22 protein-coding genes are annotated in these 21,839 nt (G+C 69.5%); 9 read left to right on the forward strand and 13 right to left on the reverse strand.

Annotated features, from left to right (window positions below; genetic code table 11):
- Window positions 1-211 precede the first annotated feature (211 nt).
- Genes AB4Z09_RS14025 through AB4Z09_RS14045 form a run of 5 tightly spaced genes read left to right on the forward strand, consistent with a single transcriptional unit; the run spans window position 212 to window position 3,600 of the window.
- On the forward strand, window positions 212-841 hold the full coding sequence (locus AB4Z09_RS14025) for a DUF6474 family protein (RefSeq protein ID WP_442240009.1): 630 nt from the start codon (window positions 212-214) through the stop codon (window positions 839-841).
- 19 nt (window positions 842-860) lie between these two features.
- The gene (locus tag AB4Z09_RS14030; RefSeq protein ID WP_174907336.1) at window positions 861-1,388 is read left to right on the forward strand and encodes a hypothetical protein; all 528 of its coding nucleotides are present in this window, start codon (window positions 861-863) and stop codon (window positions 1,386-1,388) included.
- A gap of 43 nt (window positions 1,389-1,431) precedes the next feature.
- On the forward strand, window positions 1,432-2,094 hold the full coding sequence (locus AB4Z09_RS14035) for a YcnI family copper-binding membrane protein (protein WP_174907334.1): 663 nt from the start codon (window positions 1,432-1,434) through the stop codon (window positions 2,092-2,094).
- The gene (locus AB4Z09_RS14040; protein WP_114723994.1) at window positions 2,091-2,636 is read left to right on the forward strand and encodes a copper resistance CopC family protein; all 546 of its coding nucleotides are present in this window, start codon (window positions 2,091-2,093) and stop codon (window positions 2,634-2,636) included. The genes AB4Z09_RS14035 and AB4Z09_RS14040 overlap by 4 nt, the downstream gene beginning before the upstream one ends.
- Before the next feature lie 19 nt (window positions 2,637-2,655).
- Window positions 2,656-3,600 (forward strand): CopD family protein, encoded by a 945-nt coding sequence (locus tag AB4Z09_RS14045; RefSeq protein WP_174907332.1) that lies wholly within the window; start codon window positions 2,656-2,658, stop codon window positions 3,598-3,600.
- A 10-nt stretch (window positions 3,601-3,610) separates the two neighbouring features.
- Here the strand turns inward: AB4Z09_RS14045 and AB4Z09_RS14050 are convergent, their stop codons facing one another.
- The 3 genes from AB4Z09_RS14050 to AB4Z09_RS14060 all read right to left on the reverse strand — a co-directional run bounded on the left by AB4Z09_RS14050 (window position 3,611) and on the right by AB4Z09_RS14060 (window position 5,984).
- On the reverse strand, window positions 3,611-4,378 hold the full coding sequence (locus AB4Z09_RS14050) for a hypothetical protein (protein WP_442240010.1): 768 nt from the start codon (window positions 4,376-4,378) through the stop codon (window positions 3,611-3,613).
- A 2-nt stretch (window positions 4,379-4,380) separates the two neighbouring features.
- Window positions 4,381-5,403 carry a DUF916 domain-containing protein gene (locus tag AB4Z09_RS14055; RefSeq protein WP_254622713.1) on the reverse strand — a complete coding sequence of 341 codons (1,023 nt, stop codon included), beginning with the start codon at window positions 5,401-5,403 and terminating at the stop codon, window positions 4,381-4,383.
- A gap of 65 nt (window positions 5,404-5,468) precedes the next feature.
- Window positions 5,469-5,984: a hypothetical protein gene (locus tag AB4Z09_RS14060; RefSeq protein ID WP_442240011.1), complete on the reverse strand. Its 516-nt coding sequence runs from the start codon at window positions 5,982-5,984 to the stop codon at window positions 5,469-5,471.
- A 261-nt stretch (window positions 5,985-6,245) separates the two neighbouring features.
- Here AB4Z09_RS14060 and AB4Z09_RS14065 point away from each other — a divergent pair, with 261 nt between their 5' ends.
- Window positions 6,246-7,106 (forward strand): SDR family NAD(P)-dependent oxidoreductase, encoded by an 861-nt coding sequence (locus AB4Z09_RS14065; protein ID WP_442240012.1) that lies wholly within the window; start codon window positions 6,246-6,248, stop codon window positions 7,104-7,106.
- Between the two features lie 112 nt (window positions 7,107-7,218).
- The gene (locus tag AB4Z09_RS14070; RefSeq protein ID WP_397484754.1) at window positions 7,219-7,632 is read left to right on the forward strand and encodes an SPW repeat protein; all 414 of its coding nucleotides are present in this window, start codon (window positions 7,219-7,221) and stop codon (window positions 7,630-7,632) included.
- Window positions 7,633-7,652: 20 nt separating this feature from the next.
- Here the strand turns inward: AB4Z09_RS14070 and AB4Z09_RS14075 are convergent, their stop codons facing one another.
- The 8 genes from AB4Z09_RS14075 to AB4Z09_RS14110 all read right to left on the reverse strand — a co-directional run bounded on the left by AB4Z09_RS14075 (window position 7,653) and on the right by AB4Z09_RS14110 (window position 17,693).
- A complete protein-coding gene (locus tag AB4Z09_RS14075; RefSeq protein ID WP_114723988.1) occupies window positions 7,653-9,290 on the reverse strand; it encodes a DHA2 family efflux MFS transporter permease subunit in 1,638 nt (545 codons plus the stop codon).
- A 137-nt stretch (window positions 9,291-9,427) separates the two neighbouring features.
- Window positions 9,428-10,990: a carboxylesterase/lipase family protein gene (locus tag AB4Z09_RS14080; protein WP_442240013.1), complete on the reverse strand. Its 1,563-nt coding sequence runs from the start codon at window positions 10,988-10,990 to the stop codon at window positions 9,428-9,430.
- Window positions 10,991-11,019: 29 nt separating this feature from the next.
- Window positions 11,020-11,697: a GAP family protein gene (locus tag AB4Z09_RS14085; RefSeq protein WP_442240014.1), complete on the reverse strand. Its 678-nt coding sequence runs from the start codon at window positions 11,695-11,697 to the stop codon at window positions 11,020-11,022.
- Between the two features lie 171 nt (window positions 11,698-11,868).
- The gene (locus tag AB4Z09_RS14090; protein ID WP_442240015.1) at window positions 11,869-13,608 is read right to left on the reverse strand and encodes a hypothetical protein; all 1,740 of its coding nucleotides are present in this window, start codon (window positions 13,606-13,608) and stop codon (window positions 11,869-11,871) included.
- Window positions 13,605-14,264, reverse strand: coding sequence for a response regulator (locus tag AB4Z09_RS14095; RefSeq protein ID WP_442240016.1), 660 nt, complete (start codon window positions 14,262-14,264; stop codon window positions 13,605-13,607). Before AB4Z09_RS14095 ends, AB4Z09_RS14090 begins: the two co-directional genes overlap by 4 nt.
- Before the next feature lie 152 nt (window positions 14,265-14,416).
- Complete coding sequence (locus tag AB4Z09_RS14100; protein WP_442240017.1) at window positions 14,417-15,970, reverse strand: succinic semialdehyde dehydrogenase; 1,554 nt, start codon at window positions 15,968-15,970, stop codon at window positions 14,417-14,419.
- Between the two features lie 143 nt (window positions 15,971-16,113).
- A complete protein-coding gene (locus tag AB4Z09_RS14105) occupies window positions 16,114-17,124 on the reverse strand; it encodes a hypothetical protein (protein WP_442240018.1) in 1,011 nt (336 codons plus the stop codon).
- Window positions 17,125-17,165: 41 nt separating this feature from the next.
- Entirely contained in the window at window positions 17,166-17,693 is a 528-nt protein-coding gene (locus AB4Z09_RS14110) for a hypothetical protein (RefSeq protein WP_442240019.1), read from the reverse strand.
- Window positions 17,694-17,996: 303 nt separating this feature from the next.
- Between AB4Z09_RS14110 and AB4Z09_RS14115 the strand changes: the two genes are divergently transcribed.
- The gene (locus tag AB4Z09_RS14115) at window positions 17,997-18,758 is read left to right on the forward strand and encodes an SDR family NAD(P)-dependent oxidoreductase (protein WP_114723980.1); all 762 of its coding nucleotides are present in this window, start codon (window positions 17,997-17,999) and stop codon (window positions 18,756-18,758) included.
- Window positions 18,759-18,805: 47 nt separating this feature from the next.
- On the opposite strand, the gene AB4Z09_RS14120 is transcribed toward AB4Z09_RS14115, so the two are convergent.
- Window positions 18,806-20,020 carry a CaiB/BaiF CoA transferase family protein gene (locus tag AB4Z09_RS14120; RefSeq protein ID WP_442240020.1) on the reverse strand — a complete coding sequence of 405 codons (1,215 nt, stop codon included), beginning with the start codon at window positions 20,018-20,020 and terminating at the stop codon, window positions 18,806-18,808.
- 145 nt (window positions 20,021-20,165) lie between these two features.
- On the opposite strand from AB4Z09_RS14120, the gene AB4Z09_RS14125 reads away from it, so the two are divergent.
- Entirely contained in the window at window positions 20,166-20,897 is a 732-nt protein-coding gene (locus AB4Z09_RS14125) for a GntR family transcriptional regulator (RefSeq protein WP_174907312.1), read from the forward strand.
- On the opposite strand, the gene AB4Z09_RS14130 is transcribed toward AB4Z09_RS14125, so the two are convergent.
- Complete coding sequence (locus tag AB4Z09_RS14130; RefSeq protein ID WP_442240021.1) at window positions 20,865-21,800, reverse strand: hydroxymethylglutaryl-CoA lyase; 936 nt, start codon at window positions 21,798-21,800, stop codon at window positions 20,865-20,867. The two genes, AB4Z09_RS14125 and AB4Z09_RS14130, sit on opposite strands and share 33 nt — an antisense overlap.
- Between the last annotated feature and the right edge of the window lie 39 nt (window positions 21,801-21,839).

The following is a 21,839-nucleotide window of genomic DNA, read 5'->3' on the forward strand; positions in this document are numbered from 1 at the left end:
GGGCACAGGGACCAGGGAGGCGCCGAGTCTCGCCGACGCCGCCGTATCAGCGGTGTCGGCGCCGTCCTGCGGGCCGATCGGGGAACACACGATGTGGAAGATTATGTGCTCACCTAGGGTAAAGCCGAAAGCGGCAGAGCATAAACAAGCACGGATAAGCTGTGACGCAGTCCGCCGCCGCGCCGAAACACCAGATGGAGGGGCCTTTCCAGTGGGGTTGTTCAAGAAACGTAAGCGGCGCGCCACGCGCAAGGCCGAGGCGCAGGCGCTCAAGCACAAGGCGAAGCTCGAGGCAAAGCTCGGTGCGAAGAACGACCGCAGGAAGCACCGGTCGGATTCGAAGGCCCAGAAGAAGGTCGACAAGGCCCAGATCTCGGCGCTCAAGGCCCAGGAGAAGGCCGCCGTCAAGGCCGCCGAGAAGGGTCTGACGGTCGCTCAGCTGCGCCGATACCTGGGTGTGGCCCGCCTGCTCGCGCCGGTCGTGGTGCCGCTCGCGTACCGCGGCGCGACCGCCCTGCGCGGCCAGCTCGACACCCAGCGCGCGCAGCGCATGGGCATCGCCGTCGACCAGCTCGGCGAGTACACCGGCCACGGCGCCAAGCTCAGTGCCCGCATCGCCGGCGCCGAGAAGTCCGTCGACGAGATCGTCACCCGCCACCCCGGTGACGCGGAGACGCAGCAGTTCGCGACTGCGATCCGCGCCCGCCTCACCGACCTCGGCACCGCGGTCCACGCCGCCGAGCAGATGCCGCCGGCCCGCCGCAAGCAGGCCCACCACGCCATCTCCGCCGAACTCGACGGCGTCGAGGCCGACATCCTGGCCCGCCTCGGCGTCCGCTAGCCGTCACCGCCCGATCGCCGTGTCCGTCACGCGTCCCGCCCCGACCGCCGCGCTCCGCGGCGGCGCGGTGGGCGCGGCGGCGGCCGCCCTGGCCATCGCCGCGCACGGCATCGCCGGCGGCGGTTTCCCCGACTCGGCGGCCCTGACCCTGTTGTTCGCGTCGTGTGCCGGCGTCGGCGTGATCGTCGGCGGTCTGCCCGTCCTGAGCCGGAGCCGCACGGCGCTGTTCGCGGCGCTCGCGGCCGGGCAGGGTGCCGGGCACCTCACGCTCACGCTCGCGTCGGACGCCCACGCGCACGCCGGCGTGCCCGCCGCCGCGATGCTGACCGCGCACGCCGCAGCCACCGTCGTGTGCGCGAGCCTGGTCCACGGTGCCGAACGCCTGTACGGGCCGATCACCCATGTCCTGCGCACGGTCCTGGCGCCGCTGTTTCGCGGCGTCGATCCGACGTCGGCACCCGCGCCGCGGCCGCTCGACCGCCGCGCACCCCGTCTGACTGTGCTTGCCGCCGGGCTGACCCGGCGCGGACCACCGGTGCACGCGTAAGCCGCGTCCATCGCACCCTCCGCACAGAAACGACACCCGAGCAATGAAGAGAATCCTCTCCCGCGCCCTCCTCACGGTGGGCGCCGCCGGCGGCGCGCTGCTGCTGGCCACCGGCGTGGCCTCCGCCCACGTCTCGGTCGCCGCACCCGGCGCCGAGCAGGGCGGCTACTCCGTCCTCACCTTCCGCGTCCCCACCGAGTCCGAGACCGCGGGCACCACCGCGGTCACGGTGCAGCTGCCGAACCTCAAGTCGGCCCGCACCGAACCGATGCCCGGCTGGACCTCGACGGTCCAGAAGGATCCGGCGTCGGCCACCGCGACGTCGGTGACCTGGACGGCCGATCCCGGCGTGAGCGTCGGGCCCGGACAGTTCCAGCAGTTCGTGCTCTCGGCCGGACCGCTGCCCGAGCAGGGCTCCGTGGAGTTCCCCACCACCCAGACCTACAGCGACGGCACCGTCGTGCAGTGGGATCAGAAGCCCGGCGCCGACGGCAGCGAGCCGGACAAGCCGACCCCGACGCTGACGCTCGCCGCGGGCAGCGGCGGCGGCAAGGCACACGCCGCGGCCGACACGGCCGTCACGGTCGACGCGACCACGAACAACGCCGACACCACCGCCCGCTGGCTGGGCGGCATCGGCCTGGTGCTGGGCGCGCTGGGCACTGCCCTGGGCATCGGCGCGACCATCCGGAACCGCCGCTCATGAGCGCGCACAAGGTCCACCGCGTCCGCATCATCGCCGTCGGATTCGTCGCGATGCTCGCGACCATGCTGGGCGCCGGCACCGCGTCCGCGCACTCGGCCGTCCTCTCCAGCAATCCCGAGAACGCGGCGCAGATCGCGACGGCCCCGGAGCGGGTCACCGTCACGTTCAACGAGGCGCTGCAGCAGAAGTTCGCGTCGCTCACCGTCGTCGGCCCGGACGGCAACCTGTGGTCCAAGGGCGACCCGACGGTCCAGGGCGACAGCGTCAGCGTCCCGCTCGACGGCCTCGGACCGGTCGGCGAGTACACGATGGCGTTCCGGGTGACCTCCGCCGACGGCCACCCCGTCAGCGGTACCCGGGTGTTCACCCTCACGCAGGAGGGCACCGGCACGCCTGGCCCGAAGGTCAACGGACAGAACGAGACCGGCAGCACCGACGACTCCGGACCGAACCTGCTGGTCTGGGGACTCGTCGGCGTCGGCGTCGTCGTCTTCGGCGGCGGCCTGTGGTTCGCGCTGCGCAAGCCGCGCGGCGAGAACTGACCGGCCGGACAGCGCGCGGATGAAGACGGTGAACATCGGCCGCCCCTGGCTGCTGTTCGCCGTCCTCACCGCGCTGGCCGGGGTGGCGGTCGGGTGGCTGCTCGCCACTCCCGACGGGCCCTCCCCCACCAGCGTGGTGCGGGTGCTCGCCGTCGGCCTGGGCGCGACGGCGTTCGGTCTCGCCGCGTGGCAGTGGCTGCAGCGCGACGAGCGTCGGCCCGCACTGGACGCCGGCCTGCTGTGGCAGACCACCGCCGCGGTGGCCGGTGTGTGGACCGCGGCCGAGACCGTGCTGCTGGTGCTCGAGGCGGCCGAGGCAGAGGGGCGGTCCCGGTTCGCGGTCGCCCCGGAGACCGTCATCGACTTCGTGCGGGTCGTGAACACCGGTCGTCTCGGCGCCGCGACGGTGGTGTGCGCGGCGCTGGTGGCCCTGATCTCGGCGATCGCGTACCGCCGCAGCCTGCCGTGGCCGGCCGCCCCCGTCCTGGCACTGGCGGGCCTGGCCCTCATCGCGCGCCCGATCAGCGGGCACATGTCGCAGCAGACGCTCGGATCCCTGCTCGACGCCGGACACGTCCTCGCGGCCGCCACGTGGTTCGGCATGCTGGCGGCGCTCGCGCTGACCGCCGGCTCCCGCGGTGCGTGGTCGACGCTGCTGCCGCGCTATTCGACCGTCGCGTGGCGGTGCGTGTGGGTGCTCGCGGCCACCGGCGTCGTCAACGCCGCGGTCCGCCTCGGTGGCGTGGCACCCCTGGTGACCACCGGATACGGCCGGGTTGTGCTCGCCAAGGTGGCCGCGCTCGCGGCACTGGTCGCGGCCGGTTGGTGGCTGCGCCGCACGTGGGTGGCCCCGGCCGCCGCGCACCGGATGGGGGCCGACGCGTCCCTGCGCCGCGCGGTCGGTGAATCCGCCGCGATGGCAATCGCATTCGGACTCGCGGCCGCGCTGGCGACCACCGCCTGATCCGAAACGGTCAGGCGACCGAGACTGTGATCGTTCCGGTGTAGGTCCCGACCGCCGCACCGTCGGGGTAGTCGACCCGCAGCGCCGGAGTCCAGGTGACCGTCTCCGACGGCCAGATGCTGCCCGTACGCGCGACGACGGTCTTCGGGGCTTCGAGCGTCTGCGTCGGCGCCGATGTCGAGCCGCCGACATTGCCGGCGAGGGCGGTCGCAGAATAGGTGACCGCGCTCTTGGGGATCGTGCCGTTGGGTCCGACGAAGTCGGTCGACGACGCGGTGGCGGTCCAATCGACCGGCGAGCCGACCACACCACCGGTCGCGGTCACGGAGATGAGTGTCAGGGTTCCGCTCGCCCTCTCCGCCCCGGGGACGATGGTGCCCCACTTCCCGGCGACGGTGATCGACAGCCCAGCTCGGCCCGCAGTGGCAGCAAGTGCGCCGCTCCGGGTCTGCCCGGTGGTAGTCGTCGGAGCCGCACTCGACGTGGTCGGCGCCGCGGTCGTCGAAGCCGTCGTGGTCGGTGCGCTCGTGGTCGTGGACGGCGTGGTCGTGGCTTCCTCGGRATCTTCCCGGGAGACGTACCGACGAGGGGTCGTCGTCGGCGCCGCGGTCGTAGTCGTCGGCGCCGTTGTCGTCGTCGATTCTGCCGTCGATTCCGTCGTCGCCTCGTCCGACACGTCCGAAGGTGCGGCCGTCGCGGTCGGCGCACCGGCGAGAACCAGCACGCCGGCGGCAGCGAGGGACAGCCGAAGCGCGCGGGGCATCCTGCTGTGCCACATGTCTACTGATCCGTTCCCGAGGGACGACGCTTCCGCACCACCAGGTAGGCACCGACTCCGGCGACAGCGAGCACGGCCACCACGATCCCGCCGATCAGCGGCCACGACGTCGAATCGGACGCGCCGACGGAGTCGCCGTCACCCTTGTCGGGGAACGTGAGGGTCGCCGACATGTCGTGCTCGAGGATTCCGCTCTCGAGCTTGACGTCGGCGTTCCACGGACCGGCGGGCAGGGCGGTGCTGTCGGGCACGGAGATGACGACCTCGCCGTCCTCGCCGGGTGCGATGGTCGCGACCGCACTGTCGATGGGGCCGGCGGACAGCCCACCGGGTCCACCCGAAAGGTTGAGTGCGCCGGACAGATCGACCGCGCGGCCGCCGGTGTTGGTGACGGTCGCGACGACGGACGCGAGGCCGTCCGGCCCGCGCCGCGGGGTGAGGCTGGAGATGGTGAAGTCGGCGGGCGGCCCGTTGCCCGGCCCCACCGACAGGTAGACGCGAACCCCTACCCGCGATTCGTTGGTGATGCCGTTGGAGGCAGGGGCCTTGTGCGACGCCCAGATCACCGCGTACTGCTCGATCTCCGGCGCATCCTTCGGCACCGCGATCGTCACCGCCACCTCGGCCTGCTCACCGTCGGCGAGTTCCACGGTCGGGCGATCGACGGTGATCCACGACGTGAGGGCGTTCTTCTCGCCGGGCTCCGCCAGCGCGAACGCGCCGTCGGCGACGCGGGCGGCGCCGGGGTAGACGTCGATCTTCGCGGGCGCGCCGGTGTCGTTGGACACCAACACATGTCGGGTGATGGTGGTCCCGGGCGGAAGGTTGTCGACGATGTATCGCAGCGCCCGAGGATCGTCCTTGAGTGCGACCGGCGCGTCGAGCAGACGGATGCCGATGGACCCGGCGGGGGTTTCGCCCGCGGGCTGATCCGGGGCGGCGAGCGCGGATGCGGGGACGCCGACCGCGACGAGGACGACGGCGAGGAACGCGAGGAGGTTACGCAGCGCGGGGAGAGAACGCATGGATCACTTTCTGGCCGAACGGCCGGGACGCATGCAGCGTCCCCGGCCGATGGGTGCCGGGCGTTCTAGGCGACCGAGACGGTGATGGTGCCGGAGTATTCTCCGATGGCGGCGCCGTCGGGGTAGTTGACGGTGAGCGCCGGGGTCCAGGTGATGACCTCGAGCGGCCAGGTGAGGCCGGTGCGATTGACGACCGTCTTCGCCGAGTCCAGCGTCTGGTCACCGGTCGACTCGAGGGTGCCCGGGCCGACCTTGCCGGCGAGGGCCGTGGCCTTGTAGACGACCGCGCTCTTGGGAATGGTCCCGAAGTCCGTCGACGTGGCACTGGCGACCCACCCGCGCGGCGCGCCGTTGCGGTTGTCGCTCACCGTGACGGTGGGCAGGGTGCCGGTCGCCTTGCCGGCGCCGGGGACGATGGTGCCGACCGGCCCGCCCGTGATGAGCGACAGGTTCCCGCCCGCGCCGGCGATGGCGAATGTGACGGTGGTGTCGGCCGAGTCAGCGGCATTGGCGGCGGTGGCCGGGACCAGAAGTCCGGCGGCAGCGGCTAAACCAGCGGCGAGAAGCGTTACTTTGCGCATGATTCMTCTTCGGGGGGCGTTCGGGTCGAACAGACAGCTGCCCGTACCGAATAGAACCAAACGGCCCGATTCGGGGGTCGATTATTGATACTCGACAGTTGGTCAAGTGTCCAGTAGGGAGCGCGAAATATATTTGCAGAGCGTTTGTTTGTCGGGCCGGGCCCTGCGGGCGTGCCCGCAGGGGAGGTGATGCCGTTGTCGGGCACCGACTCTGATTACTTTCCCACTTGCAGCCCTCCGGCGGCACTAGGATCCGTCACCATGACTTCGACGGGGTGGTGGTTCCAGGCCAAGCATGGGCTCGACACGCGGGGACCGTTCCCACGGCGGCGGCGCCGCACGCTCGGTGACGCGGTGGCCGGGCGTCGCGTCCTCATCACCGGGGCGTCGTCCGGCATCGGTCGCTCCGCCGCGATCGACCTCGCCGACGCCGGTGCAGTCGTGCTGCTGGTGGCCCGCCGCGAACCTGAGCTGCAGGAGCTCGTCGACGCCGTGACCGGTCGCGGCGGCAAGGCGTTCGCCTATCCGTGCGACCTGAACGACGCGGAGGCGTCCGACACCACGATCGGCCAGATCCTCGACGAGCACGGTGGCGTCGACATCCTCGTCAATAACGCGGGACGCTCCATCCGGCGGGACCTCGCCCAGTCGTACGACCGGGCCCACGACTTCGAACGCACCATGCAGCTCAACTACTTCGCGGCGGTGCGGCTGATGCTGGCGGTGCTACCGGGAATGCGGGAACGACACTTCGGCCAGGTGATCAACGTGCTGTCGGCGGCGAACCTGTTCGGTGGCCCCGGGTACTCCGCGTACGTCGCGTCCAAGGCGGCACTCGACGAGGTCTCCACGTCGTTCCAGGCCGAAACCCTGGACGAGAACATCACTTTCACGTCGGTGTACATGCCACTGGTGCGGACCGCGATGATCGCGCCCAACGCGCAGTACCTCGAGGCCGCTGCGCTCACGCCCGAGCAGGCCGGCCGGGTCCTCTGCGACGCGATCGTCGACCGTCCGCGCCGCATCGGCCCCACGTTCGGACGGCTGCAGCAGCTGGTGGACGTGATCAATCCGGAACGGGCCGACACCGCACGGCACCGCCGGTTCAAGTCGGGTATCTGAGCCCTCTTCGGCCCCGCTCGACACCCCGGAAGCGGACTAGTCTCGACATTGGGACACAAGGTCGAGGAGATGATTCGTCATGTCGACAACACCGACATCACCGTCCACGTCAATGGAAACCCACCCTGACATCGCCGAGCTACGCGCCCGCTACGACGAATTCGGTGAGAGCCCGGTTCCGCAGGTCGCCGAGGGGCTGATGGTTCTCGCCGGTCTGTACGCGGCCGCGTCACCGTGGATCGTCGGTTTCAGCGGGCAGACGTCGCTGATGATGTGCAACCTGTTCGCCGGTCTCGCGGTCGCGCTGCTGGCCGTCGGTCACGCCACGACGTTCGGCCGCACCCACGGCCTCGCGTTCGTCGCCCCGCTGCTCGGGATCTGGCTGATCGTCTCGCCGTGGCTGGTCTCCGGCTTGAGCAGGAGCACGGGGATGATCTGGTCGAACGTCGTGGTCGGCGCCGTGGTCCTCGCTCTCGGAGCCGGGATCATGGGCATGGGTATGACCCGAGGACGGATGCGCCGATAGCGGTACCCGATCGAGCAGCCCTACGCCGCGGCCTCCTCGCGTCGGCGCGGCTGTAGCTGCGTGGCCGAGACCAGGCCCGCGGCCAGGAATCCGGCTGCGACGAACAGCGACCACCGGGTGGCGTCGGCGAACCCGTCGGACAGCGCGTCGGCGGTCTCCGGTCCGGCCGGGCCGAGCTTGCCGTGGTCGCCCTGCTCGCGAATCGGCGGGATGGTGCCGCCGGCCGAGTCGCGGGTGCTGTCGACCAGCTGTGACGACACCTGCGGCGGCAACGCGACCGGCTCGAGCCGGTTGGTGAGGCTGTGCGCCAGCCCCAGCGACAGGACGGTGCCGAGAATCGCGGTACCCAGAGCGGCACCCAGCTGGCGGACGGTGCTCTGCGTCGCCGACCCCTGACCGGATTCCTCGGTGGGAATGTCGACCAGGACGGTGCCGGTGAGCTGCGCCGACGCCAGGCCCAGGCCGAGCCCGTAGATTGCCAACAGCAGCGCCAGCAGCCACGCCGACGACGACGGCCGCAGGTACAGCGCGAAGGCCAGCACGCCGATCACCTCGAGCGCCAGACCGATCATCACGGTCCGCGGGGCACCGAACCTCGCGGTGACGTGCCGGGCCGCGGCGCCGGACATGAAGGCACCGGCCGCCATCACCGCGAGGACGTAGCCGGCCCCCAGTGTGCTGAGCCCGTACGCGTTGACCAGGAACAGCGGCAGCACCAGCAGCAGACCGAACTCGCCGATCGCGACGGCCATCGCGGTGAAGTTGCCCCAGCTGAACGTCCGGAAGCGGAACAGCGCGAGATCCAGGATCGCCGAATGCGCGATCCGGGCGCGGTGCCGCTCCCACACCACGAACCCCACGAGTGCCACGGCGCCGACCGCTGCCATCACCGGCGTCGCGGAGATCGGCGCGGTCACGGGCCACGTCGCCCCGAACACGTTGAGCTCGGCGATCGGCTTCCACCAGCCGAGGGTCTGGCCCTCGATGAGCGCGAAGATCAACGCGCCGAACCCGATTGCGCTCAGCAGCAGTCCCACCACGTCCAGTCCCGGGACGGTGATCTTCGCCCGCGTCTCGGGGACCGCGAGGAACGCGCCGATGATGACGAGAATGCCGATCGGGACATTGACCAGGAAGATCCACGGCCACGTGAACGACGTCGTGAGCCAGCCGCCGAGCAGCGGGCCGACGGCCGCCATGCCCGAGATCACCGCGCCCCACACACCGAATGCGATGGCCCGGTCCCGGCCCCGGAACGTCGCGTTGACCGTCGACAGCGTGCACGGCAGCACCAGGGCTCCGCCGACGCCCTGCACGACACGGGCCACGATCAGCGCGGTGGAACTGTCCGACGCCGCGGCCATCAGGCTGCCGACGATGAACACGACCACGCCGACGATGAACAGCAGCCGCCGACCCAGCCGGTCGCCGAGCCGTCCGGCGGTGAGCAGCAGCGCCGCGAACACCACCGAGTAGATGCTGTTGATCCACTGCGCGTCGGTGAGGTCCAGGTCCAGTTCATCGATGATCACCGGCAGCGAGACGTTGACGATGGTGCCGTCGACGACGATCAGCGACAGTCCGGCAGCGAGAACCCCCAGACCTATCCAGTCCCGTCGTCCCACACGGGGTTCGACTTCGGCCGGGTCCATGGTCATTACTGCGCCCCTCCTCCGAGGATGTGGCTCGCCATCCGTCGACGCTACCGCGATCCCGGCAGAGGACACGGGGGCGCACCGGCGAATGACGGCCACAATTCGGGCATTTCAATCTTTCGATTGAACCGGGCCTGCCCTCATGTGAAGGCGATGACCTGTTCGCCCCACGCCTCGCGGAGCGGGCCGTCGAGGTCGCGGACCACCCGGTCGTGCTTGTCGATCACCAGCGAGTCGCGGCCGAACCGGTCATAGGCGTCCCATCGCGGCTCACCGTCGAGACCGACCGGCGCACCGGTTTTCGCGAATTCGATCCACCGGTGCTGCATGCGTGCCGACACCTTGCGTCCGGTCGACAGGCCGCCGAGCAGGTAGGTGATCTCCTTGGGGCCGTGCGCGATGTTGCCGAACACGTACGGAAGCTCGGTCGCGTGGGTGGCGCCGATCTCGAGCGCCCTGAGCATCGGGGTGGCGTAGTCGAAGCGGTACAGCCAGGTGGGGGCATACCTACTGTGCGCCTCCACGATCCACAGTGTCGGCAGCCGGAACCCGAAGTCCCGGGTCAGGCCCAACGCGTCGTCCTCGGTGGCCAGCCCCGAGTACGCCGCCTCGATCCGCGCCTGGTCGGGCAGTTCGAGGTCGGGGTGCTCGGCCGAGATCTCCGCGAACATCGCGCGGATCACGTCCGGCTCGATCGGCATGAGCGGCGACTTCATCAACTTGAACAACGACGATTCGTCCTTGTTGGTGCCTATCAGCAACGGGATCCGCTCGGCGGTGCCGTTCCAGAAGGCGTTGACCGGATAGTCGGGCACGAGTTCACCGTCGACGATCGGCACGTAGGCCAGTGTCCCCGGGGTCTCGCGCGGAATCCGCGCGAACAGTTCCTCGGAGGCGGCGAGCAGCTCATCGGTGGTCGCCGACATCAGCCGATCCGCAGCATCACCTGCGCCACCGAGTATTTCGAGGAAGATGTTCGCGATACCCGCCGCCCGATCCTGGTTGTAGACGGACGTGGCCGGTGAGCTCTCGGCGATCGCACGGTGGAACAACCCGTGCGCGGACGGCATCGTCATCAGTGTCGTGACAGCACCGCCACCGGCCGATTCACCGAACAGCGTCACGGCGTTCGGGTCACCGCCGAACGCGGCGATGTTCGCCTGCACCCAGCGCAGCGCGGCGATCATGTCCTGCAACGCGACATTGGTGTCGAAGCGATGCTCGTCGGTGCTCAGCGACGAGAAGTCGACGAACCCGAACACCCCCAGACGGTAGTTCAGGGTCACCACCACGACGTCGCCGTTCTCCGCGAGCGCGCGCCCGTCGTAGACCGGCTGGCTCGACGCGCCGCGGAAGTAGGCGCCCCCGTGGATCCACACCATCACCGGCCTGCCGGACGCCCCCGCCGCTCCGGCGCCCGGGGCCCAGACGTTGAGCGAGAGGCAGTCCTCGTCCATCCGGATGTCGTCGCCGAGCGGGATCGCGGCGAGCCGACTCTGCGGTTCGACTGCGCCGAAACGGTCCGCCTCGAACACCTCCGTCCACGGCTCGGGGGGCGTCGGCGCCCGGAACCGGAGGTCCCCGGTGGGTGCGGCCGCGTAGCGAATTCCCTTCCACACGTGGACGGGCCCGTCGGTGGTGCCGCGCACGGGTCCGTTGGTGGTGCGGACGACGGTGGTGCTGTCGGGAGCGATGAGTGTCATGTCGTTGACTCCTTCGGATCGGCGGGAACTCACGCGGTGAGCGCGGTGACGACGTGCGAGGCCTGCAGCCCGGCCAACAGCAGGAACAGGACGGTCATGAAGGCGGCGTTGTGCAGGATCAGTTCTTCCTTGACCACTCCGAGCGCGGCGGTGACCCGCTTCGACGGCACCGCCGCCAGAACGGTGAGGGCGATCAGCCCGAGCCCCGCCAGCGCCGCGAACGCGACGGTCAGCAGCGCCGCCTGGGTGGTCGGCAGGTGCGCCTCGGCGATGAGGGCGCCCGCCTTCAATTCGAGCGGCAGGTTCTTGGCGTTGGGGACGGTCAGGAGCAGACTCAGGACCGCGGTCTTGCCGGCGTTCATCGTGTCGATCTGCGCCATCCACGACGGCATCGCAGCGACGGCACCGTTCTTCGGCCGGCTCCTCCAGCTGAGTGCGGCCAGCATCAGGAACGCCAGACCGAACACGGAGGCGAACACGATCTGACTGGGATGGGCGTCACTGCCCGCCCTGTCCGCGCCGCCCTTGCTCGTGAACACGGTCACGCCCACGATGAGGGTCGAGGCAGCGAGCGCCGTCGCAGTGAACGCCAGGGCATTGGTCCTGGCGCGAGCGGAGAGCAGGATCGCGATCAACGCGGCCAGCGGAATGGGGCTCACGATCATGCCGACCCCGAGCGGAACCAATTGCGCCACTGTGTGTCCCATAGCGGCTCACATCCCTTCGTCTCGTGCGGGATGCCGGGGTCGATCGTCAGCTCGACGGTGTCGTCGCCGACATCCGACACGAACGATAGGAACCGCGGGACACGACCATCGACCGATGTTCGGGTATTGCGACACCGGCCTGTGGCGGCCGTCACGACGGGGTGCGCGCGGTCAGTCGAGGCGAACGGAGAGCAGCACGGATCCGGACTCCTCGACCAACTGGGCGGCGTCGACCTTGCTCGACAGCGACGCCAGCCCCAGTCCCTCGCCGCGGTCGCGGGCGATCCGGCCGGGAGAGCGGATCCCGATGCAGATCAACGATGTTCGGGGATCCACCGACATCGTCAGCTGCAGCGACCCGCCGGTTCCGTGCCGGATCGCGTTGGTGAATCCCTCGGACAGCACGTCGATCGCGTGCTCGAGGCGAACAGGGCTGTCCGACAGCAGCGGCCACACCTCCGGAGCGATGTCTGCCTGCATCGGAACGGCGGCCGACCACATCCCGATCAGTTCGGTGATCTGCCGCTCGGCGTCTGCCCGCGGAACAGTCGGCAGCGCCTCCTCCCGTGCCACCTCGCCCACGAGGCGGTCGATGATCTCGTCCACCCTCGCGTCCACGGCGGTCGGCGCCGCGGCCGTCGGCGCACCCGTCGCGGCACCGTGCATGACCAGCGCCGCGGCCACCAGCTCACCCTGCACCGACGAGTGCAGCACGTGCGCGAGGCGCCGGCGCGCGGACAGCACCTGTCGGTGCACCTCGGCGGCGAGACGACTCTGCTCACCGAGGGCCGTCGCGAGCTGTTGTTCCTCCACTGCGCGTTGCACGTTCGCGGCCCGGATCACGCACACCGCGACGGCCGCGAACGGGTAGAAGGCGATTCCGGGGACCAGGAACGCCGGCGGGAATCCGGTGCCGCCGAGGATGACGTAGAACCCGAGCGCGGTAGCCACGGCGACCACCGTGTAAGTGGTCACCATGAGGCTCAGCCGGACGGTCGTGCTGCGCGCCCGGGGCGCGAAGCGCCGCACCACCCAGTTCCCCGCCACGCACAGCGCGATCCCGAGCACGACCTGGAGCACCGTTGTCCGGAGCCCGTAGCTCGTCAGCAGAAACGTCAGGATCACCGATGTGTACAGGGCCGCAGGCAGCACCAGGGGTGCTGGTTCCACGGCGCGGAGCACGTTCGCGAGCCACTCCCGGCGGGTCAGCGGAGGTGGTGCGACCGGCGGCTTCGGCAGCGGCGTGACGTCCCGGAACAGCGCATGGCTCATGGGCCGCACGACATCCTCCGAGATCGCCCTCAGCAGTCGCGCCGCACGCGCCGGATCGATGTTCACCCGATCGGTCTGCGACAGCGCCGAGCCGATCCGGCCCGCCAGGTCCTCGGCGCACCGACGACCGATCCCGGCCAGGTACTCCTCGTCGATCCGGCGCTGCTCGTCGAGCGCCGCGCGGGCGCCGCGCAGGCGCTGCATCACCGCGTTGTGCTCGCGCACCGAGTCGACGAGTATCGCGATGAGCGACAGCGCGACCACCGCCGTCGTCACGTTGATGGCCATCCGTACCCCGACGGTGCGCGGATCGGTCGGTAGGCCCTGGAACCCGACGAGGACGTCGAGCAGGATCGGCCGGCACGCCCCGAGCGCGGCGAAGACCGACAGCGACACCAGTGGTCGTGGACGGATCCGGTTGCCGCGCAGGACCGTGAGCCAGGCAATCAGCATGGCCGCACCCATCACCAGGTGCACGATCACCGCGATACCGAAGTACGCCGGCCAGTCCCGTGGGCTGCGGGCGGCGATGTAGCTGCCCATCACCGTGACGGCGAACGGCGCGGTCAGGATCCACGACCAGGCGGTGACGGCCGAACTGCCGCCGATCCGTGTCAGCCAGGAAAACCGACTGCTCAACCGATCTCCACCGGCATGCCGAAGCGGCGCACGTACAGCTGGGCGGCCGCGACCCGCGGGTTCAGCTCGGGGCTGTGACCGACCCCGAGGGCGTCGAAGGTGCGGGTCACCATCTTCTCGACGCTGCGCACACTCGATTCGCGTCGGCGCGCGATCTCGGCGTTGGACCAGCCGAGTGCGATGCAGCGCAGCACGTCGAGCTGCGTCCGGGTGAGACGGTCGAGCACCGAGTCCGGATTGCCCTCGCGCACAGGGCCGGTCGGCACAGGTTTCTCCGCGAGTGCCGACTCGACAGCCCCCACCAGATCCTCGACTGATTCCAGGGCGACCTTGTCGAGGAACACCGAACCCGCCGGGCCGCCCTCGCCCGGAGCGATCCCCGCCCGCGGGTAATTCGTCAGGAACACGATGGCGCAGTGCGGCGCCCGAGCATGGACGATCGTCGCCATCTCCAGGCCGTTGGGGCGTGCCCCGAGATCGATGTCGGTCATGAGGACGTCGGGATCGATCTCGTCGAAGTCGGCGAGCGCGGCCGCCGCGGAGGACCGCTCCTCCACGTCGAAGCCCGCGTGACGGAGCGCGTCGGCGACCAGCGAGCGCATCAGCGGCTGGTCCTCGACGACCAGGGCTGTCCGCACCCACATGGCTTCTTTCACAGGAAAAAGACTAACGGGCCTGATCCGACTCCAGGAGGTGGTGACCGCGCCTAACGAAATGCCGATCGCGGACGGGAGCGGGCCACCGGAACGACAACGCACACGGGCGCCGTGCGACCGATGCGCACGACGCCCGTCCGTTCAGGCCCGGATCAGCGTCCCGGTACGTACTTCATCGCCTTGATGAACGGCGGCAGCAGCTTGGCCCACACCTTGGCCGGAAGCCACCGCGGGCCACCGAGATTGACGACACGGGTGGTGGCGACCGTCTGCGCCTCCGTGTACTTGAGCAGGCCGTCGGGTCCGTGACGGCGGCCGACACCGGACACGCCCATCCCGCCCATCGGGGCGGCGGTGCTGCCCCACGTCGGGCCGTAGCCCTCGTCCACGTTGACGGTTCCGGCCATGACGCGGGCCGCGATGGCCTCACCCTCGGCGTGACTGCCGGCCCACACGCTCGCGTTGAGGCCGTACTCGGTGTCGTTGGCGCGACGGATCGCCTCCTCGACGTCCGCGACCGGGTAGATCGACACGAGGGGTCCGAACGTCTCGGCGGCGTAGCACTCCATCTCGTCGGTGACGCCGGTGAGCACGGTCGGCTCGTAGAACAGCGGACCGAGATCGGGTCGGGCCTTGCCGCCCGCGACGACGGTCGCCCCCTTCGCGACGGCGTCGTCGACGTGGCCGGACACGGTCTTGACCTGCGCCTCGGACACGAGGCTGCCCATCTCGATGCCGAACTCGTAGCCGGGCGCGAGGCTCATGTTCCGGACCCGCTCCCCGAAGAGGCGGATGAACTCGGGCGCGATGGTCTCCTCGACGTAGATGCGCTCGATCGAGATGCACAGCTGACCCGAGTTGGAGAAGCACGCGCGCACGGCCGCGTCACACACCTGGCGCAGGTTCGCACCGGCCGTGACGACCATCGGGTTCTTGCCGCCGAGCTCGGCGGAGAAGCCGATCAGTCGGCGTCCGGCCTGCTCCGCCAGCAGCTGGCCGGTCGCGGTGGAGCCGGTGAACATGAGGTAGTCGGTGTTCTCCACCAGCGCGGTACCCACCACCGATCCCGGGCCCGGGACCACGGCGAACAGCTCACGCGGCAGGCCGGCCCGGTACAGGAGCTCGGCGCACGCGAGCGCGCAGTACGGCGTCTGACTGTCGGGCTTGATCACCACGGCATTGCCGGCGAGCAGCGCGGCGATCGCGTCGGACACCGCGAGGGTCATCGGGTAGTTCCACGGCGAGATGACACCGACGACGCCCTTCGCGTGGTGCCGCACCACCGTCTTCGTCAGGCCCGGCAGCATGCCCTGGACGCGCTTGGGGCGCAGCAGCTTCGGCGCCAGACGCGCATAGAATCGCGACGTCATGGCGATGTCGAGGACCTCTTCCTGCGCCGACGCCCGCGACTTGCCGGTCTCGGCCTGCGCCATGTCCATCAGCGCATCCTTGTGCTCGAGCACGAGATCGCGGTAGCGGAGGAAGATCTGCGCACGCTCGACGGGAGATCGCTTCTCCCACGCCTTCTGCGCGACGCGCGCCTTCTCGATCGCGGCGAGCGCGTCCGCCGCCGTACCGACCGGGACGGTCGCGAGCTCGCGCCCGGTGAAGGCCTCGACGATCGGCTTCGTCGGACGGCTCGCCGCATCCGGGATCGCGATGAGATCGGCAAGACGAGCAAACGTTGCCGCTGACGGAGCAGGCATTTCGCACCCCTACTGGTGAGTAGATTTCGAGTTACACACAACGTACCCCGTCGGTGGCCGTCGTCACAGGATCCGGGTCGAACGCCTCGGGTCCCGGGCCCGGCTCAGGACTCCGCGGCACGCAGGCCGCGTAGAACCGTCCCCTAGCGGACTGCCGGGGCGTCCTGCTGCTGCCACACCGTCCACCCGATCGCGCCGACGGCCGCAGCGGCCGCGCCGACGCCGGCAACCCACATCAACGGCGGGTTCGAAGATCCGAGGCCGGCCGATCCGAGGCTGCCGAGCGAACCGGTCCCGCCGGTGTCCGGCGTCGGGAACGTAACCGATGCGGTGTGTGCACGCTCGATCGGACCGCTCCGCAACTTCACCGATGCCTGCCACGGTCCGGCCGGCAGGTCGGCGCTGTCCGCGATCCGGAACCGAACCGTCCCGACGGCGCCGGCGGCGACGACCGCTTCCTCGGCGTACACCGGGCCGAGGGTCCTACCGCCGGGCCCGTCGGACAGCGTGAGTTCGCCGCCGACCTCGACGGCCCAGCCACCGGTGTTGCGGATGCCGGCGACGACGACGGCCTGACCGTCGGAATCCCGTTCGGCCGTCAACCGGTCGATCGCGAAGTCCGCGGTCGTGCCGGCGCGGGACTCCACCCGGAGATTCACGCGAACGCCGACGCGGGTCGCCACCCCGCCACCAGCACCGGCGGCGGGCTGCGCCCAGACCACCGCGGACCGGTCGCCCGTCGGCGCGTCCGCCGGGACCCGAACGGTCACCTTGACGTCGGTGTCCTCCCCGGGCGCCAGCGAGATTCGCTGCTTGTCCAGGCTCGTCCACGACGTGAGCCGGTTGGCGCCACCGCGGTCCTCGACCGTGAACGCGCCGGTCTTCATCGACGCCGCACCCGTGTAGAAGTCGACCGTCTGGGCCGTGAGCCCGTTGTTCGAGACCCGCACGGTTCGCTCGAGCGTGTCGCCGGGCGCACGGGTGCCGCCGATCTCCGTCTCCCAACTCGGAAAGGTCGGATCGCGCTGCGGATCCACGATCTTGATACCGATCCCACCCACGACGGGGGCGGCGTGGACGACCGTCGTAGCTGCCGCGACGAACGACGCGAGCAGGGCGAGGAGTGCGAGCAGGTTCCGAAGCAGGAGACGCATGTAGACGCTTTCGTGAGATACCGATGGAGGCCGATGTCGACCTACACCGCGGAGTGGGTAAGTGTCGCGCTGTAGTTCCCGATGGTCACACCGTCGGATACGTCGATGGAGAGCATCGGGGTCCAGAGGAACGTCGCGTCCGGCCAGTCGTGGCGCGCGATCCCGGCCACGGCCTTGGTCGAATCCAGCGTCCGAGGGCCGGCGCTCCGGAAACCCATCGTCTCGCCGCCCGCCGTATAGGTCACCTTGGACCTGGGGATCGTCGTGGCGCCGTTGGTGAAGTCGGAGATCGAGGCGGACACGGTGACCGAGCGGCCGGTCCCGCTACGACGGTCCCGAACTGCGGAGGTGGGAACCGTCCCGCTGACGTTGTTCTGCCCGCTCACCCAGACCATGGGAGCTGTTCGCGGAACGGACAACTCGAGAGGACCGCTCTGCCCGGCGACGGTGAACGTCACGTCGGTGGTACCGCTGGTGTCGGCCGCGGCCGTGCCGGCGATCGACGCAGGAACGACTGCCAACGCGACCGCCATGACTCCGGCGCCGAGTGCTGCCGTCGTCTTACGCATCTGGTTCCTCCAGTGAGGTCTACGGAAGTCAGGGGGCTACCGAGACGACGGTCACGATGCGCTCGAAGCGACTCATTTCAACAAACAATTGGACGCTTGTCTATTTTCGGTCATCGAGATCCGGGCAGGTCCCGGCCAAGCCTGCGGTCGCAACTTCCTTCACATCTGCACCCCCACCGCCTCGGGGTCACGTGGCGCCTCCGCGAGGCATTTTTTGTATACAATCACCGGTACTCGCGGTGCACTGTCACCTGCCGCCTCACTACTTCACCCCACCGACCTCCGACCGGAAGGAATCCTCCGATGGATCCGTTGTCCAGATTTCGCCTCGACGACCGAGTCGTGCTCATCACCGGGGCAAGCTCCGGGCTGGGTGCAGGTTTCGCCCGGGCGGTTGCCGCGGTGGGCGCGACCGTCGTTCTCGCGGCGCGGCGCGAGGATCGGCTCGTCGCGCTCGCCGAAGAGCTACGCGCGCAAGGCTCGTCCGTCCTCACCCACGCCACCGACGTGAGCTCGGTCGATGACTGCCGGGCACTCGCCGCCGCCGCGGCGGCCGAGTTCGGGCGGATCGACGTGCTGGTCAACAACGCCGGTCTCGGCGGGTCGACCCCGGCACTCCGCGAGGACCCCGATCGATTCCGTGCCGTTGTGGACGTCAATCTCAACGGCACGTTCTGGATGGCGCAGGCCTGCGCCGCGGTGATGAACGAGGGCGCATCCATCGTCAACATCGCCAGCGTTCACGGCCTGGTGGCGTCCCGTTTCCCGCAGGCCGCGTATGCCGCCAGCAAGGCGGGCGTGCTCGGACTGACCCGCGATCTGGCACAGCAGTGGTCACGCCGCAAGGGAATTCGCGTCAATGCGCTGTGCCCGGGGTATTTCGCCAGTGAGATGACCGCCGAGGGCGAATCGGCCCTACGTGAGATGGTGGCCGATCAGTCCGTCCTCGGCCGTTTCGGGACGCAGGAGGAACTCGACTCGGCGCTGCTGTTCCTCGCCAGCGATGCGTCGTCGTACATGACCGGAGCGTCACTGGTCGTCGACGGCGGCATGAGCGCCGTCTGAGTGCACGTGGGATCGGATGGCGTTCCCGCCATCCGATCCCACGCTCGTCAGCTGGGCGCCTGGAACGTGACACCGGTGGACTCGAGATCAGCCCAACGGGATTCGTCGATGCCCGCGAGCTCGGCGAGGACCTGGCGGGTGTGGTCACCGAGGATCGGTCCCGGAACCGGAGTCTGCGGCGTCGTGCGGGAGAACTTCGGAACCACGCCGGTGGCAGGGACGGCCGTACCGAACCGGTTGACCAGCTCCACCACCATGTCCCGGGCAGCATAGTGCGGGTCGGCGAGCATGTCCGCGGCCGTGTAGATCCGGCCGGCCGGAACGCCGTTGTCCTCCATGGTCTTCAGCAACTCGTCGGCGGTCATCGTCCGAGTCCAGGCACCGATCACCGCATCGATCTCGGCCATGTTGTCGCCACGAGGGCCGTGTTCGGCGAACTTCGGGTCGTCGGCCAGTTCGGGTCGGCCCATTGCGACGCAGAGCCGTCGAAAGACCGTGTCGGCGTTGGCGGCGATCAGAACTTCCGCACCGTCGGAGGTGGGGTAGACATTCGAAGGCGCGACCTTGGGAAGCACGGACCCGGTCCGTCCTCGGGTCACGCCGCCGATCGCGTGATCCGCCATCGTCGACTCCATCAAGGCGGCCACGGCTTCGTAGATCGCCACGTCCACTTCCTGGCCCCTGCCGCTGACCGAGCGCTCATGGACAGCGGCCAGCGTCCCGATGACGGCGAACAGAGCGGCGAGGGAATCGCCCAGGCTGACTCCGCTGCGGGTCGGCGGAAGATCCGGATTGCCGGTGGTGTGCCGGATGCCGCCCATGGCCTCCCCCACGCTCCCGAATCCCGCATCGCCCGAGCGTGGCCCGGTCTGCCCGAATCCGGAGACGTGCACGAGGATCACTCGAGGGTTGACCTCCGAGAGAGCCGGGTAGTCGAGTCCCCACTTGGCCAGCGTGCCGGGCCGGAAGTTCTCCAGGACGATGTCGGCCTCGGCGGCCAGCTTGCGGACCAGGTCCTGACCCTCGGGGCGACGCAGGTCGATCGCGACGGACTTCTTGTTCCGTGCGATCGAAGGCCACCACAGGCTTTCACCGTCGACGGTGACGCCCCACCGTCGCATCGAATCACCGGCGCCGGTCGACTCGACCTTGAGGACCTCGGCCCCGTAGTCGCCCAGCAATTGCCCGGCGAAGGGTCCGGCGATGAAACTTCCCAGCTCGAGCACCCGAAGTCCGCTGAGCGGACCAGCAGTCTTAGTCATCTCCAAATTGTACACAATCCAAGTCGACGTGGCGCCATCTCGGGATAAAACGGGCGTGACTGCATACAAACTGGGTTCGGGCCAACCCCTCCGGGGGAGCTAGTCTGATCAGCGACCATGCACCGACCACTGCAAGAGGGGCGACGTGACGACGACACCATCGACACCGAGTCGAGTCGCTTACGAACAGATCCGGCAAGCGATCATCGAGGGTAGATATCGGCCGGGACAGCGTCTCATCGAGCAACGGATCGCCGAGGAGTTCTCGCTCTCACGGACACCCGTCCGTGAGGCACTGCGCCGACTCGAGGCGGAAGGACTTGTTCACAGCGAGCCGAACCGCGGTGCGATGGTACGAACCCTCTCGCTGTCCGATGTGGCCGACCTGTACGGACTCCGGGCACGGCTGGAGGCGTACGCCGCCGAACTGGCCGCGGAACGCATCGAAGATGCGCAGCGTGAGCAGATCGACGCTGGCATCGAAGCGTTCGCCGTCGCGCTCGGCATGGACGCCGCCGATCCACTCGACCTGGTTCGGGCCGTGGACGCGGCCAACGGCCAGATCCATCGCGGAATCCTGACGGCGGCCAGGCACGAACGGCTCTCCCGCCTACTCGAACGCACTACCGACGTCCCCCTCGTCTTCCAGGCCTTCCGCCAGTACGACCGCGTCCAGATCGAGCGGTCACATCTGTTCCACCAACTCATCCGCGACGCGATCGTCGCCGGCGACGGCCTGCGGGCGTCCGCCCTGATGCACGAGCATGTCCTCCAGGGCCGCGACGTCCTGCTCGGACACCTCGCGGCAAACGACACCAAGGTGGACGAGTTGTTCGCGATCCCGTCAACCCGGAAAGGCTCCGGCACGGACGAGTAGGCCGGGCACCGGCGTGCCGAGTACCCCACCGAGCCAGTTCGACGCGTCGATCAACTGCGGCAACCGCGCACCCGTGACCACGCCGCTGCGCTCGAGGAGATAGACCAGGTCGTCGGTCGCGATGTTGCCGGTCGCGTTCGGGGCGAAGGGGCAACCGCCGATGCCGCCGATGGACGAATCGAGCACGGTCACACCGGCATCGAGCGCCGCGACCGCATTGGCGTAGCCGGTGTTGCGGGTGTTGTGGAAATGGCAACGCAGACGAACGCCCGGCGCCACCGCGGCAACACCCGCGACCAGCCGGGTCACCTGGCGCGGCACCCCGACACCGATGGTGTCGGCCAGCGAGATCTCGTCCACCCCGAAATCCGCTGTCCGCCGCGCCAGTTCGACGACGGTGGCCTCGGAGACCTCGCCCTCGAAGGGACACCCGAAAGCGGTCGCGATCGTCACCGACACCAGCACACCGGCCGACCTGGCGTCGTCGACGAGATCCTGCACGGTCCGGACCGAGTCCGCGACCGACATGCGCTGGTTTCGCTGGCTGAAGGTCTCGGAGGCGACAACGACGCAATTGACCTCGTCCACACCCGCTGCCAGCGCGCGGTCGAATCCTCGACGGTTGAGCACCAGACCGCTGTACGACACATCGCTGCGGCGGGGGACGCCGGCCATCACGGCCTCGGCATCGGCCATCTGCGGCACCGATTTCGGGTGCACGAAGCTGGTTGCCTCGATACGACGGAGTCCCGCGTCGACGGCCCGCTCGATCAGCTCGATCTTCTCGGCCGTCGACACCGGCACCGACTCGTTCTGCAGCCCGTCGCGGGGGCTTACCTCAACAATCTCCACCGTCACTCCAGCCCTTCCCGATCCGTGACTCAACGCCCGAGTCCCGAGCATATTGTATACAATGAGCGAATCCGGCCGATGCGCCGCGCC

Source organism: Rhodococcus sp. TAF43 (genome assembly GCF_052113525.1).
Taxonomy (GTDB): domain Bacteria; phylum Actinomycetota; class Actinomycetes; order Mycobacteriales; family Mycobacteriaceae; genus Prescottella.